General features: G+C 56.4%; 10 protein-coding genes. 1 reads left to right on the top strand and 9 read right to left on the bottom strand.

What is annotated here, in order from left to right; genetic code table 11:
- Positions 1–51: 51 nt before the first annotated feature.
- Positions 52–2,655, top strand: coding sequence for a PEP/pyruvate-binding domain-containing protein (locus BLR25_RS15210; RefSeq protein WP_091938751.1), 2,604 nt, complete (start codon positions 52–54; stop codon positions 2,653–2,655).
- A 70-nt stretch (positions 2,656–2,725) separates the two neighbouring features.
- On the opposite strand, the gene gdhA is transcribed toward BLR25_RS15210, so the two are convergent.
- The 9 genes from gdhA to BLR25_RS15160 all read right to left on the bottom strand — a co-directional run bounded on the left by gdhA (position 2,726) and on the right by BLR25_RS15160 (position 17,072).
- Positions 2,726–4,063, bottom strand: a complete 1,338-nt coding sequence (gene gdhA, locus BLR25_RS15205) for an NADP-specific glutamate dehydrogenase (RefSeq protein WP_091938750.1) — start codon at positions 4,061–4,063, stop codon at positions 2,726–2,728.
- A gap of 1,066 nt (positions 4,064–5,129) precedes the next feature.
- Positions 5,130–6,143 (bottom strand): tetratricopeptide repeat protein, encoded by a 1,014-nt coding sequence (locus BLR25_RS15200; RefSeq protein WP_176785925.1) that lies wholly within the window; start codon positions 6,141–6,143, stop codon positions 5,130–5,132.
- Positions 6,144–6,290: 147 nt separating this feature from the next.
- Positions 6,291–7,124 carry an ExeA family protein gene (locus BLR25_RS15190; protein ID WP_091938747.1) on the bottom strand — a complete coding sequence of 278 codons (834 nt, stop codon included), beginning with the start codon at positions 7,122–7,124 and terminating at the stop codon, positions 6,291–6,293.
- Positions 7,125–7,140: 16 nt separating this feature from the next.
- Positions 7,141–8,886, bottom strand: coding sequence for a pilus (MSHA type) biogenesis protein MshL (mshL, locus tag BLR25_RS15185; protein ID WP_245715580.1), 1,746 nt, complete (start codon positions 8,884–8,886; stop codon positions 7,141–7,143).
- A gap of 14 nt (positions 8,887–8,900) precedes the next feature.
- Positions 8,901–9,317, bottom strand: coding sequence for a hypothetical protein (locus BLR25_RS15180; RefSeq protein ID WP_091938745.1), 417 nt, complete (start codon positions 9,315–9,317; stop codon positions 8,901–8,903).
- Positions 9,302–10,021: a type II secretion system protein GspM gene (gene gspM, locus BLR25_RS15175; protein ID WP_091938744.1), complete on the bottom strand. Its 720-nt coding sequence runs from the start codon at positions 10,019–10,021 to the stop codon at positions 9,302–9,304. Before gspM ends, BLR25_RS15180 begins: the two co-directional genes overlap by 16 nt.
- Complete coding sequence (locus BLR25_RS15170; protein WP_091938743.1) at positions 10,018–10,710, bottom strand: hypothetical protein; 693 nt, start codon at positions 10,708–10,710, stop codon at positions 10,018–10,020. Before BLR25_RS15170 ends, gspM begins: the two co-directional genes overlap by 4 nt.
- Complete coding sequence (locus BLR25_RS15165) at positions 10,707–11,582, bottom strand: type IV pilus biogenesis protein PilM (RefSeq protein WP_091938742.1); 876 nt, start codon at positions 11,580–11,582, stop codon at positions 10,707–10,709. Before BLR25_RS15165 ends, BLR25_RS15170 begins: the two co-directional genes overlap by 4 nt.
- Before the next feature lie 702 nt (positions 11,583–12,284).
- Positions 12,285–17,072 (bottom strand): DUF6701 domain-containing protein, encoded by a 4,788-nt coding sequence (locus BLR25_RS15160; RefSeq protein WP_143009882.1) that lies wholly within the window; start codon positions 17,070–17,072, stop codon positions 12,285–12,287.
- Positions 17,073–17,278 lie beyond the last annotated feature (206 nt).

Genomic DNA, 17,278 nt, shown 5'->3' with positions numbered 1-17,278 from the left:
CGAAGATAAAGACTGCTACACTCAACCATCGATTCAGCACAGGAGTCGTTCATGTCTGATTTCAGCACCGGGCTTCCTGGACTCGACCAGGTTCTGCAAGGAATTCGCCCCGGCGACAATATCGTCTGGCAAGTCGATGAGACCCGCGACTTCATTCCTTTTATCGACGCGCTCATCTACCACGCCGCTATCCATTCCGAACGCATCACCTATTTCAGATTTGCGCAACATCGGCCGCCGATCTCAAGCGCGCCGAATCTTCAAGTCGATGTGCTCGACCCCAGCCAGGGATTCGAGCGTTTCATGACGCAAATTCACACCCGTATTTATGAAGCAGGAAAAGGACGGCTCTATTTCTTCGATTTCCTTTCCGATCTCAATGCCGGCTGCTTCTCGGACCGCATGGTCGGCAATTTCTTCAAGCTGACCGCAAATCTGCTGCACGCAATGGACTCGGTTGCGTACTACCCGGTGCTGCGTGATCATCATTGCTACCACGCGACCCAACCAATCAACGAAACGACGCAGATTCTGCTCGACATTCACCGGGCGCGCGACTGCCTCTACATTCAGCCTCAGAAAGTCTCAGAACGCTTCTCCCCGACCCTGTTCCTGTTGCATGAATGGCGTGGCGAGCATTTCACACCGGTCAAGGAAAGCGGCCACATCACCGAGGTGCTCAATTCTCATTCCTGGCCAGGCTTGCCGTCGGCCAGCTATCGGTTGATCGGCGACTGGGACAAGCACTTCATGCGCGCCGAGGAAATGCTGGTCGCGCAGCGGCGCGGCAGCGTCACTGTCGAACAGGCGGCGGTGATGCTCGATCAGCTCGTCAGCCTGGCCATCTCAGGCGAAGAAAGGATTCAGGCGCTCTTTCGCAAGTACTTCAGCCTCGGCGATTTGATCCAGATATGGAAGCGCATGATTGGCTCAGGCCAGATCGGCGGCAAATCGCTTGGCATGTTGCTGGCAAGAGCAATCCTGCGCAAGCGCCTGCCAGCCACTTGGGAACTGCTGGAACCACACGACTCGTTTTACATCGGCTCCGACGTCTTTTACACCTACCTGATCGAAAACGACTGCTGGTGGGATCGCATGGAGCAAACGCGGGGCGATGACATTCTCGATGGCGCCGATCGCACGCGCGAAAAAATCCTGACCGGAGAGTTCCCGCCGACACTCGTCGAACGCTTCAAGGATATGCTGAAGTACTTCGGACAGTCGCCGATCATCGTGCGCTCCAGCAGTCTGCTCGAAGATAACTTCGGCAACGCCTTCGCCGGCAAATATGAAAGCGTATTCTGCGCGAGCCAGGGAACGCTGACCGACCGCCTCACCGAATTTCTCAGCGCTGTCCGCGTCATCTATGCAAGCACCATGAGTGCCGAAGCACTGAGTTATCGCCGGAAGCGCGGCGTTCTCGACAAGGACGAACAAATGGCGCTGCTCGTCCAGCGCGTTTCCGGCGCGCCCCACGGGCGCTACTTCTTCCCGCAAATGGCCGGGGTGGCATTCTCCTATAACTCCTACACCTGGAACCAACGCATCGACCCCAATGCCGGCGTCATGCGTATCGTTTTCGGCCTCGGCACGCGCGCCGTCGACCGGGCCGATGATGATTACACGCGGGTTGTTGCGCTCAATGCGCCGGAACTTCGGCCCGAGGCCAGCTTCGACGAAGTTCGGCGCTACACGCAGCGCCGCCTCGATCTCCTTGACCTGGCGACGAACCGCTTCGATAACGCTCACTTTCTCGATGTCTATCCGTTTTGCGACGACATCCCGATCGACACCTTCGCCGTCAAGGACAGACAACTGGAACGTTATTACGAAGAACGCGGTGTTGCAGCCGGTAACTGCTGGATTCTGACCTTTGACAATCTGCTCACGAACACCTACTTCAACCACGACATTCGCCAAATCCTCGGCGCTCTGCGGGACGCGTACAAGACCGAAATTGACATCGAATTCACTGCCAACTTTCAGCCAGATGGCAGTTACCGGATCAATCTCCTGCAGTGTCGCCCGCTTCAGGTCAAGGCCGATGACGCCGCACTGGCAGCATTACCGGAAATTGGCGACGACCAGATCTTGCTCAACGCCAACGGTGGCGTCGTCGGTCACAGCCGCGCGATCAAACTTGACTGGCTCGTCTATGTCGTTCCCTCAGCCTACGGCAAGCTCGGAGAACGCGATCGGTATCATGTCGCGCGACTGATCGGGCAAATTTGTCAGCACCCGGAACTCGCCACTGGCAAACAGATCATGCTGATCGGTCCGGGACGCTGGGGAACCGGAACGGCATCGCTGGGCATTCCGGTGTCCTTCGCCGAAATCAACACCGCATCGGTTTTCTGCGAACTCGACTCGATGCACGAGGGACTCGTCCCGGACCTCTCCCTCGGCACCCATTTCTTCAACGAAATGGTCGAGATGAATATTCTCTACATGGCCTATTTCGGTTCCCGGCAGGGCAACCGTTTCGACCCAAGCTTGCTACTTGCCGAGCGTAATTGCCTGACAGAACTCGTCCCAGACAGCACCGAATGGAGTTCGGTCATTCAGGTTGTCAATGCCAATGCACTATCGACCGAAGACAAGCTGATTCTGCACGCCGACTCTCCCGGCCAACGCGCGGTCCTCTATCGGCACTAGCGCCTACATTCAAGCAGGCACAAAAAAGCCCGCCGTATTGGCGGGCTTTTGGCAACATCAACCGGGATGATCAGACCACCCCTTGGTCAAGCATCGCGTTAGCGACCTTGCGGAAACCGGCGATATTCGCGCCAATCACATAGTTCCCAGCAAAGCCGTAATCCTGCGCGGCCTTGCGTGCCGTTTCGTGAATCGACTGCATGATGCCGTGCAACTTGGCGTCGACCTCTTCGCGCGTCCATGACAAAGCCATGTAGTTCTGGCTCATTTCCAGGCCCGACGTCGCCACGCCGCCGGCATTGGCTGCCTTGCCTGGGCCATAAAGAACTTCTGCCTTGAGGAACTTCTCCACCGCATCCGGAGTGGACGGCATATTCGCCCCTTCGGAAATCACGAAGCAGCCATTCTTGAGCAGCGTATCTGCATCGTTGGCGTCGAGTTCGTTCTGCGTGGCGCACGGGAAGGCTGCATCGCAGGGAATGCTCCACGGCCGCTGCCCCGGAAGATAGAGGCAGTCGTAGCGCTCGGCATACTCCTTGATCCGCCCGCGACGAACGTTCTTGAGTTCCATGATGAATGCAAGCTTGTCCGGATCGATGCCCTTCGGATCATGAATCGTTCCTTCGGAATCCGACAGTGTCACCACCTTGGCACCGAGCTGGTTCAGTTTTTCGGTCGTAAACTGGGCGACGTTACCCGAACCGGAGACACAGCACACCTTGCCACGCACGCTATCCTTGCGCGTCTTGAGCATTTCCTCGGCAAAATAGACGGCGCCATAGCCCGTCGCTTCCGGGCGAATCAGCGAACCGCCCCAGTTGCGTCCCTTGCCCGTCAATACAGGCGTAAATTCATTGGCCAAGCGCTTGTACTGACCGAACATGAAACCGATTTCACGACCGCCGACACCGATATCGCCGGCCGGCACGTCGGTACGCGCGCCGATATGGCGATACAGTTCGCTCATGAACGACTGGCAGAAGCGCATGACTTCCTGATCGCTCTTGCCCTTCGGATCGAAATTCGAACCGCCCTTGCCTCCGCCCATCGGCAAAGTGGTCAGCGAATTCTTGAACACCTGTTCGAACCCGAGGAACTTGAGGATCGACAGATTGACGCTCGGGTGGAAGCGCAGCCCCCCTTTGTACGGGCCAATCGCGCTGTTGAACTCGACCCGATAGCCGCGATTAACCTGGACATCGCCCTTGTCATCCACCCATGGCACACGGAACATGATGACGCGCTCCGGTTCCACGATGCGCTCAAGGACGCGTGCACGCTTGTACTCGGGATGCTTGTCGATGCAAGGCTCGAGGGACTCAAGCACTTCCCTGACAGCCTGGAGAAACTCGGGTTGATGAGGATCAGTATTGCTGATCGATTCCAGAACGCTAGTGACGTACGACATTGCAAACTCTCCTGAAATCCCTCGAACCGCATCCGGATGACACTATCGGCATCGAAACGATCCCATTCAACCAGAAAGCGTGTTGCCGGGAATAGTAATAATTATTCAACGATCATCAGACTCAACGGACGCGGCGATGACTTTTTGACGGCCAACCGCCAGCGCCCCTTGATTGGATTCATTTTTGCACCACAGCCATCTCACTCACAAGCGAAACCTATTCACGACTTTATTCCATTTAAGAATGACACCAACAGCATTCAACGAAGCCACAACAAGATCATCATGACGCCTGAAAGCCCGAAAAAAACCCTTGATTGCATCACAAAGATACTGAGTTGATGCACAGAAACAACCCCATTAAGAATAGACCAGGAAACATACCAGCATTCCAAGTGAGAACAATCGACTCATCAAATCGATGCCCATTACATATCGCAATACTGTCAATTGCCATTGAGAAAGAGACTTCGCCAACTATCCTGCCCCCTGAAAGCAGCGCCGATCTGTTCTGCGATAATGGCACTTAGTTCTGGAATTGCCCCCTGCATGCCTTAGGTCAACTGACTATCGGCTCAATCCTAGCGCTGGGTGTCGCTACGCTGCACTCGTTATTTTTCGACTAGCGACAACCCACAAAGGCAATGTACGCAGGCCTAGTCTCGGGAACAAAGACGCATATACCGGTATCGAAACGGGTCCGTGAATTGTCGCGCATGCATCGAGAGTCTCTATTATTCGATTACATGCCGCTGACTTATGCAATCCTACTTAACATTGATCGCGATTTTCTCCAGGACAAAATCACAGTCCGCCGCATGGCCACCCAGTTTTCTCCTGCTGACACTGTCGTATTTAAGCTTGTCTGGCTGTTAGCTCTCGACAACAAGAAAGAAGAAGCAGTTTTGGCACTTCGGCGCGCGGTTGCCACGCACCCAGGGTATATTCCAACCGCACAAGAAACGCTCGCCACGCTAGTCAGTACGTTCCCGAAAGTCAGTTGGTTAAGCACTGAGTTCAACTCGTGCAACAAACACCGCAAAGCGGTGATCGTCCAACCAACCAGTCAACGCAAGCGCTGCTCCACGACTGCCGTCAGTTCGGGCCCCAGATTACCGCATGCCTTCGCTTGCTGCAGAGCTTGACGCGCCTCGTTGGAACGCCCCTCGGCATCATAGGCAAGTCCCAGCCCCAACCACCAACGCCCATCCGCCGGGGCAATGCGAGTAGCGATCGCATAGTGATCGGCAGCTTCACGGTGACGTCCGAGACGATATAGCACATGTCCGGAAAATCCCTGGTAGTCGGCACTGGCAGCCCCCGCCGACATCGAATGCTCCAAGGTCTGAGCGGCAGCGGGTAAATCGCCTCGCTCGACCTGCATACGCGCCAACGTCATAGCCCAATTGCTCTGAGCGGGCAAGACTTTGACGCCTTCGTGCAGGATCGCCATGGCATCATCCCGCTGTTGCGCTTCCAGCAGCAACTTCACCAACAGTTGCCGCGCCGCAACATGCACGACATCCTGACGCAAGGACGCGCGCAAACCGGAAACCGCATCCCCTATGCGCCCTTGATTAACAGCGGCCAACGCTTTCCGATACTCACTCTCAGCGCGTTCACGCGGCGTTCCCACGGCATCGGTTTTTTCGATAGCTAACGAACCACTGTCTGCAAAGCGGCCCATCGTGGGCACGGCTTCTTTCTGCTGAGCTTTCCCCCCGTCCTGCGGCTTGCTCCCCATCGCGGCAGGCAAGGCATTGCTGGCACCAGCCACGTCATTGCCTGCCCGTTTTTTGGCTGCAGCAACTGGCAAGGCCTCGACGACACGAGGTGCTGCAGCGACTGCTTTCGGCGAAGGAACTGCTATCCCTTGCCCTGCAACGTGAACCTTGTCCTGAACCTTGTCCTGAACCTTGTCCTGAACCTTGTCCTGAACCTTGTCCTGAACCTTGTCCTGAACCTTGTCCTCAACAGCGACTGCATTTGACGTGGGGACGACCGCAACGCCGACAGGCGCAGGTTTTTCGCCAACGCTCGTCAAAGAAAAATACAGTGCGCCAAGCACAGCAAGGACCACGCCCCCGCCGGCTATAAGAAACTTGCGCCAAGGCACGACAGAAACGACGGGCAAAGGCCGAACGTCGTCGTGCAGGTCAACAGTTGGACGCGAGGCCACATGCCGCGCGTCAAGATCCTGAAGCATCCGGTTAAGTAGGCTCACAGCTTAAAACCAAAACCAGCGTAAAGACTTGGCACCTTCTGTATCCTTGGATGCCAATCGGATGTGTTTGACGTCGATACGACCGACCCCCTCGCCAAATGCCGAGAGCATCGCCTTGTGCGCCAGGATATTGATCAATCTCGGCATGCCGCTGCTCGCACGAAACAGCGCGCGCAACGCACCCGGCGTAAACAACGCATCGCCGCGGTACCCACCAACGCGCAGACGATGTTCCACATAATTACCGATTTCCAACTTTTCAACACCCTGCAGGCGGCAATGGAAGGTGATGCGCTGCAAGAGCTGTCGAATTTCGGGACGACGCAGACGTTCGTCCAATTCCGGTTGGCCGAACAAGACAATCTGGACGAGCTTGCGTTTCTCGGTTTCGAGATTCGACAATAGACGCAAGGCTTCCAGCGTTGGCAAGGGCATCGCCTGAACTTCGTCAATACAAACGACAACCCGCTTTTTGGCTCTCGCCACGTCAAGCAAGGCCCGATTGATGCGGCGCACCAGATGGAAGTGATCCAAACCAACGGCATCCTTGACGCCAAGTTCCTCGGCAATCGCCAAGAACAAGGTATCCGGATCAAGGCTCGGATTGGGCAAATAGGCTGTAGACCACTCGTTCCCCAGCGACTGCAACAAGCGACGACACAAGAGCGTCTTGCCCGACCCCACCTCTCCTGTAATCTTGATAAAGCCCTCGCCCTCCTGAAGAGCCATTAGCAAGGTATTGAGCGCTTCCTGATGTTGCCGATTCGCAAAGACGAAGCTTGTATCCGGCGTGATGCGAAATGGCAGTTCGCTCAGTCCGAAATGTTTCAGATACAAGGCCGCATCTCCCGCGTCACTGAATCAACGGCTGCTGCTGTCGCATCAAGCGAGGATCCAACTGTCGCAACCGATCCTGTGTTTCAGAAAGATCATCTTTCCAGCTTGAGTCGTTCCGAATAATTGTCGGCTTGATCAAGATCACCAACTCACGTTTCTTCAATACGCTGCTGCGCGTACCGAACAACGCGCCGGCCGCTGACCCTGTCGTTCCCGGCAATCCGGCAGCACCAGAAGATTGCTCCTGCTTCATGAGCCCGCCAATCGCCACTATGTTGGCATCCTGGACCCGAACGATGCTATCGGTTTCATTTACCGAACTACTGGCCAACGGCAAGGTAAACGTCCCCATTGAACCAAGATCAATGGTTTTCTGCTTTTCGGAAACAGTACTGATCGAGGGGTGGACATGCAGGATGATATTGTTGTCCTCATCGATCTGAGGCGTAATATCAAGTGCTATACCGGAGAAAAACGGTTGCAAAGTAATCGACGGCGTCGTCACGTTACTGGTGCTGGAAGTCGTCGTCGTCGAGCTGACGTTGGTCACATAAAATTCATCGGAACCAACTTTCAACACAGCCTTTTGATTATTGATACTGGCAATCCGCGGGCTGGACAGCACCTGCACGCTGCCCTGGCTCTCAAGGAAGTTCAGTAGCGCGGCAAAATTGGCGCTTTGGAAAGCCAGACCATACAAACCGGCACCGGTTGAAGCCGCCGAGACGATCCCGGCCGCCCCCGGAATAACGCTCGCCACACTGGAACTCACCCCGGACGAACTGCTACTGCTCGTTGTCGAATTAAGCGTCGTTCCGGCTTGAGCAGCGCCATAAGCATAACGATTACCACTGCCTCCAAAAGCACTCCAGTTGACCCCCGACTGAAACTCGTCATTCAACTGCACATCGAGAATTTTCGCCTCAAGCATCACCTGCCGTTCGACAATGACCTGGGTTGCACGCAGATAATTTTCCACGGCACGCAGGTCGGCCGGGTACCCTTTTACCAAAACAACTCCGGACGCAGGCGTGATAATGACCGCCCGCCCGCCCTCATTTCCAACGATCGCGGTCAGACCAAGGTTCAGTTCTTTCCAGAAATCGTTGTCGGATGATGTAGTAATTCGACTACTCGGTGCAACCGCATTGCCAAGCATGCCGGCTTGATTACCCGTTGCGCCGGTCGTCGTTGGCGCATACCCAGTTGCCGCCGCTGCCGTTCCTGCTGCCCCCGCCCCCGTTGCAGGCGTATTCGAAATGGAACTCGAACTCACACGCAGATCAGATTGGCCAAGACGGCGCCCCGAAAGATAGTTGATTTGGAAAATCCGCGTCTGAATGGTATTCGGCTGGATGTAAATGCGCGTGCCCTGAAACTTGAATTCGTAGCCATAAAGTTCGCGCAGTGTTTCCAATGCTTCGCGAACGGTCACGCTTTTCAGATTCACTGTGACATTGCCGCTGACCTCCGGCCCGACCAGCATGCTGTAACGCGTACCGCTCACCAGCGCCATGAACACCTGCGCGGCGGGTGCATTGTTCACCGCCAAATCGAAGTGCGGTTCGATGCTCTGCGCCGTCACCGGCAATTCCAACTGCATCGGGGGCATCATCGCCTGACTCAGCGCATCTTCCGCCGTTTTCGGTTTGCTAGCGATCGCGCCCTGGAGTTCCTTCCCTATCCGGTCATATGTCGCCCCCGGCTGTCGCGGCGGCGCGGCACAACCGGACAACAGCGCACCCAGCGCCAACAGCAACATTAACCATCCGCACTTCATTGCACACCCCCGCGCTGCACGCTTTTCGCGACAGACGCATTGCTATTTTTATTACCAGACTTGTCGTTACTCTTATCAACCAAGGGCGTCAACGACAGACGCTCCACGCCCCCCGGCCCCTCAAGGACCGCTTCACGTTCATTCAGCCGCACCAATCGGTTCTCGCCAATTTTCTCGCCGAGGCGAACCTGCTGCCCACCGATAATTGCGATCGGCTTACCCTTTGCGGGTACCACGACCGATTGTAACACTGGAGAGGCTGCCGCCTCTTTCCCTTCCACCGACACCGTCGGATCGACCCCGATCCCAACAGGAGGCCGCATAGGATCGGAAACGCTCCGCTGAGCGAGCGCACTAGAAGCCGCCAGCGACAGGCTTAATACCATCGCAACGCGAATCAGAACGTCATCCATGTACGATCCATACTCAGCGTAAAGACAGTCAACTTGAGTACCACTTTTGGATATTTCTCGCCCGACAATGAGAAACTGCTCCACAAGAGTTTCTGAGGCAATTGTTCAAGGCGCTCAAGATATTCGGTGATATCCGAATAACCGCCCTCCATCTGCAACTCGACGCCGTGCTTAAACAGACCGCCGGTTTCTGCAATTGCGCTGGCTTTTTCGCCAACGGACTGCGTTTTCCGCTGATCGGCTTGTGTCGCTCCCGGTTTTCCGCCCCCGTCCTTCTTCTCCAACACAGGCATTACGGGCAAAGTGCGCAAACTCAGCAAGCGCAGATTGCTGCGTCCGCCGATCATGCTTTCCAGCAAGCGACTCATGCGCTGTGGAGTCACCAATGCATTTTCCAGGGTTGCCAAACGCTCGCCTGTCTCGCCAACTTGCTTTTTTAAAGATTCTATTTCGCGACGCGCTATCGCTTCCGGCGATTGCGTTGGTGATGCCAACGCAGCCACTTGCGCTCGCAACATTTCGATTTGCCCCCGCTGCACCGCCACGCTTTGTTCAGCCATTCGACGTCGAAGCATCTGGGGATCAATCAACACTACCCAGAAAATGAATGCAACGCTCCCCAACAACGCCGCCGCAACCAAACCACGCTCGCGCGCCGATAACGCATCGAAGCGAGCGGTGAGTTGCGCCAGCGTCACCTTCATTTCTTCAACTCCCCCGATTTGGCAGAGTCACCTGCATTTTCAGTTCTCAGCACGAATTCGATGTGTCGCGGCAAGCGAAACTCCGGCTTGTCCTTGGACTTATCTGCGCCAGCAGCATCCTCAGGTTTCGCTTCAGAAGGATCCACACTGCTCATAGTAAGGGCAGCAAAGCGTCGCCCTTGAAAAGCCGAATCACCACTCAAACGCTGCACATAATTCGGCAATTTGCCGGCATCGAGCACTTTCCCGACAATCTCGATTTCCTGCCCGCCCAAGTCCACGGCAAAACGCGTGAGCCACCAGTCGTTTGTCGTATTGCGGGCAAAACCTCTAAACAGTTCGGAAAACCCTGCTGTATTGCCCAACCGTCCAGAGTCAAGCATGACCACAACTTCTTCCCGAACAGAAAGCATTGCGCGCATCTTGTCCAACTCGTTCTGCAAGGCATCTGAGAGTTTGCGCTCCATCACCTGCTTGTACAGCGCATCGTGCTTGCTCTGGACATCTTTCAGCACTGACTGGACTTGCACCAATTCTGCGCTGGCCTGGTCCGCCTGATGACGCGCCGCAACCGCCCAGCCACTGCCGAGCAACAGCACACTCACAAACGCTGCCGCCAGACGTCGCCCATTCAGCAGCAACTCCCGCGGCCGAAGACGCGATTCATATAAATTGATTTGCTGGCTCATGGCGCCTCACTCGTTCGCAATGCAGCGCCGATCGACAGCAGATATTTCGCTTGCACATCCGGATCTTTCAGCTCCGGAACTCCCGGGAAGTCGAGTACGCCATTCAAATTCAACGCCACAAGCGGTACATATGTCCCCTGGCTCAATGCATCGATCAAACCTTCAACCGGCGGAAAAGCCGCGACGACGACTTTGGAGATCGGGATATGGCTGTACTGCCGATCAAAATTATCAAGGCTGCGCTGCAACTCAAGCACAAGCCGCTCCAAAACGCGCTCCCTTTGTGTTGGCTCATCTCCGGTCAGCTGCAAGGATGTCATCTCGCTGCGCCGCACAGCCACCAATTCACCATGAAAAATGAGCGTCAGCATCATGCCGGTTTCGTCAACGCGCAGAAAAACCACGCCACGATTCTCATCCGCCACCAGCGCAGCAACATTTCGCTGAGCCATCTCCGGCACATCCACCACGTCAAGCCGTACCTTGGCGGCGACAAACGGTGCGACACAGTCCCGCACCGCCTGCTCGGATGCTGAAACAACGAGGACACCAGCCGACCGACCAGCCGGCAGACTCTCGCTCGGCAGATCGAGGATGTCGATGCATGCGGACTCAACGGGGAAACTCACCACATCCTTAAGTGCCCAACGCAACGCTTCTCTCCGCTCTTCAGGCTGAACCGGAGGCGCCTCCATCTGTGTCAGCGCATAATCGGGCGACTCAATCAAGGTCGTGCAAGCGTAACTGCCCAATTTGCGCGTGCCGCGCAAGCGTTGCAAGGCATCGACCGTTCCTTTGTCCGCCGCATAGTTGTCGAGCAGAAGTACCTCAGGCTTTTCCCCTGGCCGGCAAACAGAGTGAATAAGGACCACTCTACCACTTCGGTGAAGAATGGATAGCCAACCGGACTTACGCCGAGATCCGAATAAGGAACGCATCTCCATCATTATCTAGAAATTTGTCGAAGGATACACGCTAACCCACTAAAAAACAACGAAACACAAGTAAATATCACGCAAAAAGTGGGCCACCCCAAGAAATGATACAAAATCTCATGTCACGAGCGGGGACGATGCGTTGCCGCAACCAGCAGAACCTTCAAGACCGGCAGCCCGCGAAGCTACTGGCGGCAGCATTTCCCTCTCTGGCCAAGCCCGACATTTCGCGAAAGAACGCTCGTAACAACTCGCTGAGGCGGAAGGAAAAATCCCGTCGACTCCACCCCCCCCAAGGCGGCAATATTTGCCGCCGGCATGTACCCCATATGATTAGGAGAATCCCTGACGCGACAAACATCTTGACGTGAAGCGCCCCATGTACGCGAAAGCCCCCTGACTGACATGGATTCGTCCAGGAAGCTTTACTGACCCCTGATTTGGGTTTAGCCCTGCGCTAGAGAGGATGGGACGCGCCGCATCGGACGGTTGCCCTGTCACCAAACGGATGGCGCAACAGAGAATCATCGCAAGGGCAACCCGAAGAACAAGTGATAGGAAAACAGTCGTGTTGCTGAAAGCTGGTATCGCGACGATACGCAAACCCCGTGCGAGATCAGAGCGAAGCCGAGGACTCCCCTAATAGTTTTCGCGGCGGTACAGAAAACCCCAATTACCGCGGGAGTTTGCCGCCGCACCACCAAACAGGATTGATGCACTAGGATCGACCGTAAACGTGCTGACGCCCCCCCAGTTTCCCAACAAATAGCCAATATCCCCGGCCGCTGAGGCAGTACAACCATTGGCAGTCGCCGAAAGGTCCATGCAAACGGTTGCAGTGCCGCTGCTCGTTGGCTTGGCGAAGGTCAGCGTTCCATAACCGTTCTTGACGGACGTCGCCGCCGATACGCTGGTAATCGGCACGGTACTATTGTCCTTAGCATTGCTCACCGTATAGGTAGTGCAACTGTCGTCCAAATTGACCCGCCAGAAAGAACCATCCCAATACTGGGCTTCGGTCTTTAGAACATAAGGCGCCAACTCCGATCCCTGCCCCGAAATCAGGCGCAAGCGCCCGAAACGCAAGGCAGTCGCCACCGACTGCACCACCAACGCCGACGTCATGGTGACACCATCGCTATCGACCGGCAACGCCGTTACCGTTACTGCAGTTTCCCCTGCAAGGTTTGTGGGGCGGCTAACCTGATGCCTGGCAGAAACCGAAGCAGTTCCACTCGACCACGACCCAGACGAAGTTATCGCGCCGGGACCCAGCGAAGAACCGGTTGGCAAGACCGTACTGGTGGCAAAACCGAACCCCGGATTACTGCTCGACGCCGGTGCCAACCCCCAGGTTGTCAACCCGAGTTTGGCGTAGCTCCCCACATAGTTTTGCGTCGTCGTATTGCTCGCATTCTGTGCGGTTAGGGAAAACGGTGTCGTGAAGCCATCCTGTCCGAAATAGGTATAGGGCGACGCACCTACGGAGCAACCGGCAACCGGCGCCGCGGCCGTCACCACAAAATGATCGGGAATGAAGCGCCCAAAAAACGGAGTCGCAACGCTGCCAAAATAGCAGCCGAACATGCCATTTCCATCGGATGTATTGGGCGGCGCCGGCTCGATCGACGTCCCAAGTTTGGCATCAGAGAAGCATTCGGGCGTCGCCTTGCTACGATCAACGCTGGCAAACCCGCCGTCGTCATATACTCCCCAGGCCGACAGTTGGAAATTACCGACCTCGGAATAGGAAAACGATCCGCTCGACACGCCGCCTGTAGCACCAGAGAAAGCGCCGCTAAGCGTTCCCACTGTCACTGCTCCGTTATGGGCAAGCACCTTGCTATTATTGAGCGATGGCGTTCCCGTATAACCCGATGTCTGCACAGAGGACGTATTCAGCGCCGTCGCCGAAAGATCAAAAAGCGCCCCCGCCTTGACCACCGGCGTTCCGCTGGACCCAGCATTGCTTGCCGTCGTCGAACTCGTAGAAAAACTGGCCGGACGAATGGTGAAATTGTCCGACGAACACGCCGAAGTAGTGCTGTTCGACACAGCAACGCGGACATCCTTTCTGGCATCGGCACACACAATCGCCACGGATCTGCGTCCGTTCACAAACGTAATTGGCGATGCCGGCACCATCGTGCAGGCTAGCGGCGTCGTCCCACAAGACCCGGCCGCAACGCCGGACTGATCGACGATGCTCACCGAAGCGGTCCCGGCATACGCGGTATTGACCGCTCCGGCCGTCAACGCCAGCACATCCAGGGTAAACTGCGTTCCCGCCAACTTGGTATAAATCGGCGTCTGAGGGCTCTTGCCGGGCTCGACCGCATCGAAAGCGCAGGCATTCGAGGTATAGACCAGAGAACAGTCGCCACTCGTCGCCCCGTTGTAGCAGATACCGGCCGGACTGCTGATTGTCGGCGAAGTCACCGTCGAACCCGACAGGTTCACCGTACCGGCAGTCGTCTTAGTCAGCGTGACGGTCGTCTGCCCACCGGTGAAAGTAACCGACGACGACGACCACGTTGCCCCCGAAATCGTCGGCAGGCTGACCGTCACGCTACCGGTATACAAGGCGGAACACGCCGAATTGGCACACGCCTTGAGCGTAATCGTTTCGGCGGCACAGGTAAGCGCGCTCCCGTCGTGTTCTACACGCAGGTGGTTGAGCGTCGGCGTTATCAGTGGCTGCGCCGTGCAGATATTGATATTGTCGATCTCGTGAATGTTGGTAGCAGACCCGGTCGACGCTGTAAGCGAAAAATACCAGTACGGGGGCACGGCGGCTTGCGTGGGAATTGCCTTTGCATCATAGGCAGAAACGATCTTCGTGTAATTGGTACCGCCGGCGGTATCGCGCTCGACAGAGACCCAGGCATTGACGCCATTCGAGTGGTCAACAATCACACGATAGTGATGCGGCGCTAACGGCGTCGTCGTCACACTCGTCGCCGCGGCCGTAGTGTGCCAGTTATAGCCGGCGTAAGCGGAGCCCGAACCACGAATCGTCACTGCCTTGGCATTCAGCCCGGGACCATCGACACGCCCTTCGGTCGGGTTGGAGAAATTACCAAACTCATCGATGCCGATACCGATCCAGCCGCCAGCAAACCCGGGACACCCCGAGGGCGGACAGGCAGTCGCGTTCTTCTGAGCATAACCCAACGACCCGCCGAAAGCCCCGGCAACTGGCGCTATCGATGAATCGGACAACGTCAGGACTAGTCCGTCGCCACCCGCGGAGTTTGTATACGTGTAGTAATCAAACTCCGCCGTTACCTTATTGCCCGCCCCCGGGAACAGGCGGAACAGATGAACAGCGGTAGCACGGTTGTTCGCGGCATCGGTCAAGCGCAGTCGATTGCTAACGATATCGGCATCGTAGGTCGTCGTCGCGCCATGGGTACGCGTCCAGTAGCCAGTGCTCAACAAGGTCCCGTCGGCCCGGTTGAAATTATCGGTAAAGCACAGCGACGGCGCGGTAAACGTCACTTGCGCCACCTTGTTAAGGTCTTTCCCGTCTGTCGTATCCTTCGCCGTATACTTGATCGGCCCCTCGACCGTGCCATCCACGACCGTAAAAGTGGCTACCCCGCTCGAATTCGACGTTCCGTTCTGCGTCGTAATGATGGAGCTACCCAAGTCTGCGGACAGCGACACTGCCTTGCCCGGCACAGGCGTACTGTCCTTATCCATGAGCGTCACCGTGATCGTCGACGCAGTAAAGCTGTCCGCCGCGACGGAGCTTGGACTGGCGACCACCGTCGAAACATCCGGATCAACATCGCCGTAAGACTTGAACGTCCCGATACTGACGCCTGCGTCGAAATTGCCGGAACCGTCCTTCTGAAAAACTTTATAGGTATAGCTCTTGCCGGTGGCCAGAGCGCTCGTCTGACACCCAACGGTACCACCACTCCCGTCGACAAACGTCACCGCCCCCGTCGAGGAGACAACACAGGCGACCGTCGCCGTCCCATTTGTACTGCCAACGGTTGGCGACGACCCTTCGGCAGGCACCTCCGCAGTTGTCGACGCATCAGCCCAGCGATACACCACCGAGCCGCTGGTCAACGCGAAGTCCGACGACAGCGAAGTGGTCCACTTGAGCGTATTGGCAAGATACCCTGGACTACCGCTCGTCGACGTGGCACTGGTAGGCGAAAGATTGTCGATCGTCAACGCATTGACGTTGGTATCACTTCCGACATGCACATTCGGCCCAACCCACGTTGTCACCGGCGCCGTAATCGCATACGCCCCACCCGGCACCGCCGGCATATCCGCATGACTCGACGGCGTCACGCGCACCTTGAACTTGCTTGACGTCGTGGTCGCCGTCATCGTCCCCGCGGGGTTGATCGTAATCGTGTTCAGTCCGACAACTGGCGATGTCGTAAACCCCAGTTCTGCGTCAGCGCTATCCGTTATCGCTAACCTAGCAATACCGGAATTAGTGGATAAATTGACGGTGACGGAAATCACCGATTCGGTGAAACTACTGGTTTGCAGCCAAAAATAATTGACATCTGTCGCACCGGCACCAGGAGCAATGCTCGCCGCCCCCGGATCGACCCCCGTCGACAATGTCGTCGTCGATTGACGCAAGCGAAGGAACGAGGACGCTCCCGTCGGACTGTAGGTCGTCGCAAACCCTGTCGCCCCGGCCATTGAATACACCGGCACACCCGTCGCCGTTCCCGCCGTCGCAGTGAAGTCCGCAACGATCAAGCCCATGTCATTGCCTGTGCCGCTTGTCGTGTCGTTACGTTCGGCGACGGCTGAATACGTCACGCCCGCCGTCGTCAGCGCTTGCGTCCAATTCGTCACCTGGTTTCCGTTGAGCGCAGAAGCGACGAACACGATATCCCCGGCGGTAATACCCGGATTTGCCGCAGCGGTTATCGACCACGTCGTACCGGGCGTGTTATCGACGCCGCTCGTTACCGCAGTTTCCCAATAACTCCCTGGAGTTTTTGTGTAACGGAACATTCTGGCCATCGAAGTATTGGCCCCTGTCACGGCGACCGTCAAATTTCCGCTTTCGGTGCCAAGCGCTTGCTTGGTAAAAATCGTGGAATAGACCTGTCCCCGGTCGTTCCCAGTACCGGTGTCGATCCCGCCGCTCTGTTGAATTGCCAGCGTCCAGCCGGACGGGGTCACTGGCGCACTGCCGGTGGCATATTTGTTGCCCACGGCCAGGACAAGCATATCTCCCGCTGTTATCCCGGTAGGATAGGGAACGCTCAGCGACGTCGTGCCGGAAGTCGAACCGCTCGTCGTCAGCGTTCCGCCACCGGAGGACCCATAGGCGACCGCCGCATAAGTTAGGTTTTCAGCAGCGACGAACGCCAAAGCCGCACAATAGAAAACGACACGCGCGAGAACAAAGCAAGACGAACGAGACCATGACGACATGATTGCCTCGTAATCAGAGTTACAAAATCACCTGGCAAACCCGATTCTCAGGACCTTCGTTCTCAGGACATCCGCCGCAAACTGTGCTGGAGAAATACCGCCCTGCCAAAGAACCGCTCGGTGCCTTAATAATTCGCTATGCTAACAGTCTAGGCAATGTCAAAGAAATTTTACGAGCCATCGGAAATTTCACTTCCTCGCACGGA

Source organism: Propionivibrio dicarboxylicus (assembly GCF_900099695.1).
Classification (GTDB): Bacteria; Pseudomonadota; Gammaproteobacteria; order Burkholderiales; family Rhodocyclaceae; genus Propionivibrio; species Propionivibrio dicarboxylicus.
Note: the sequence above shows the minus strand (reverse complement) of the source record. Positions and strands in the feature narration are given on the sequence as shown.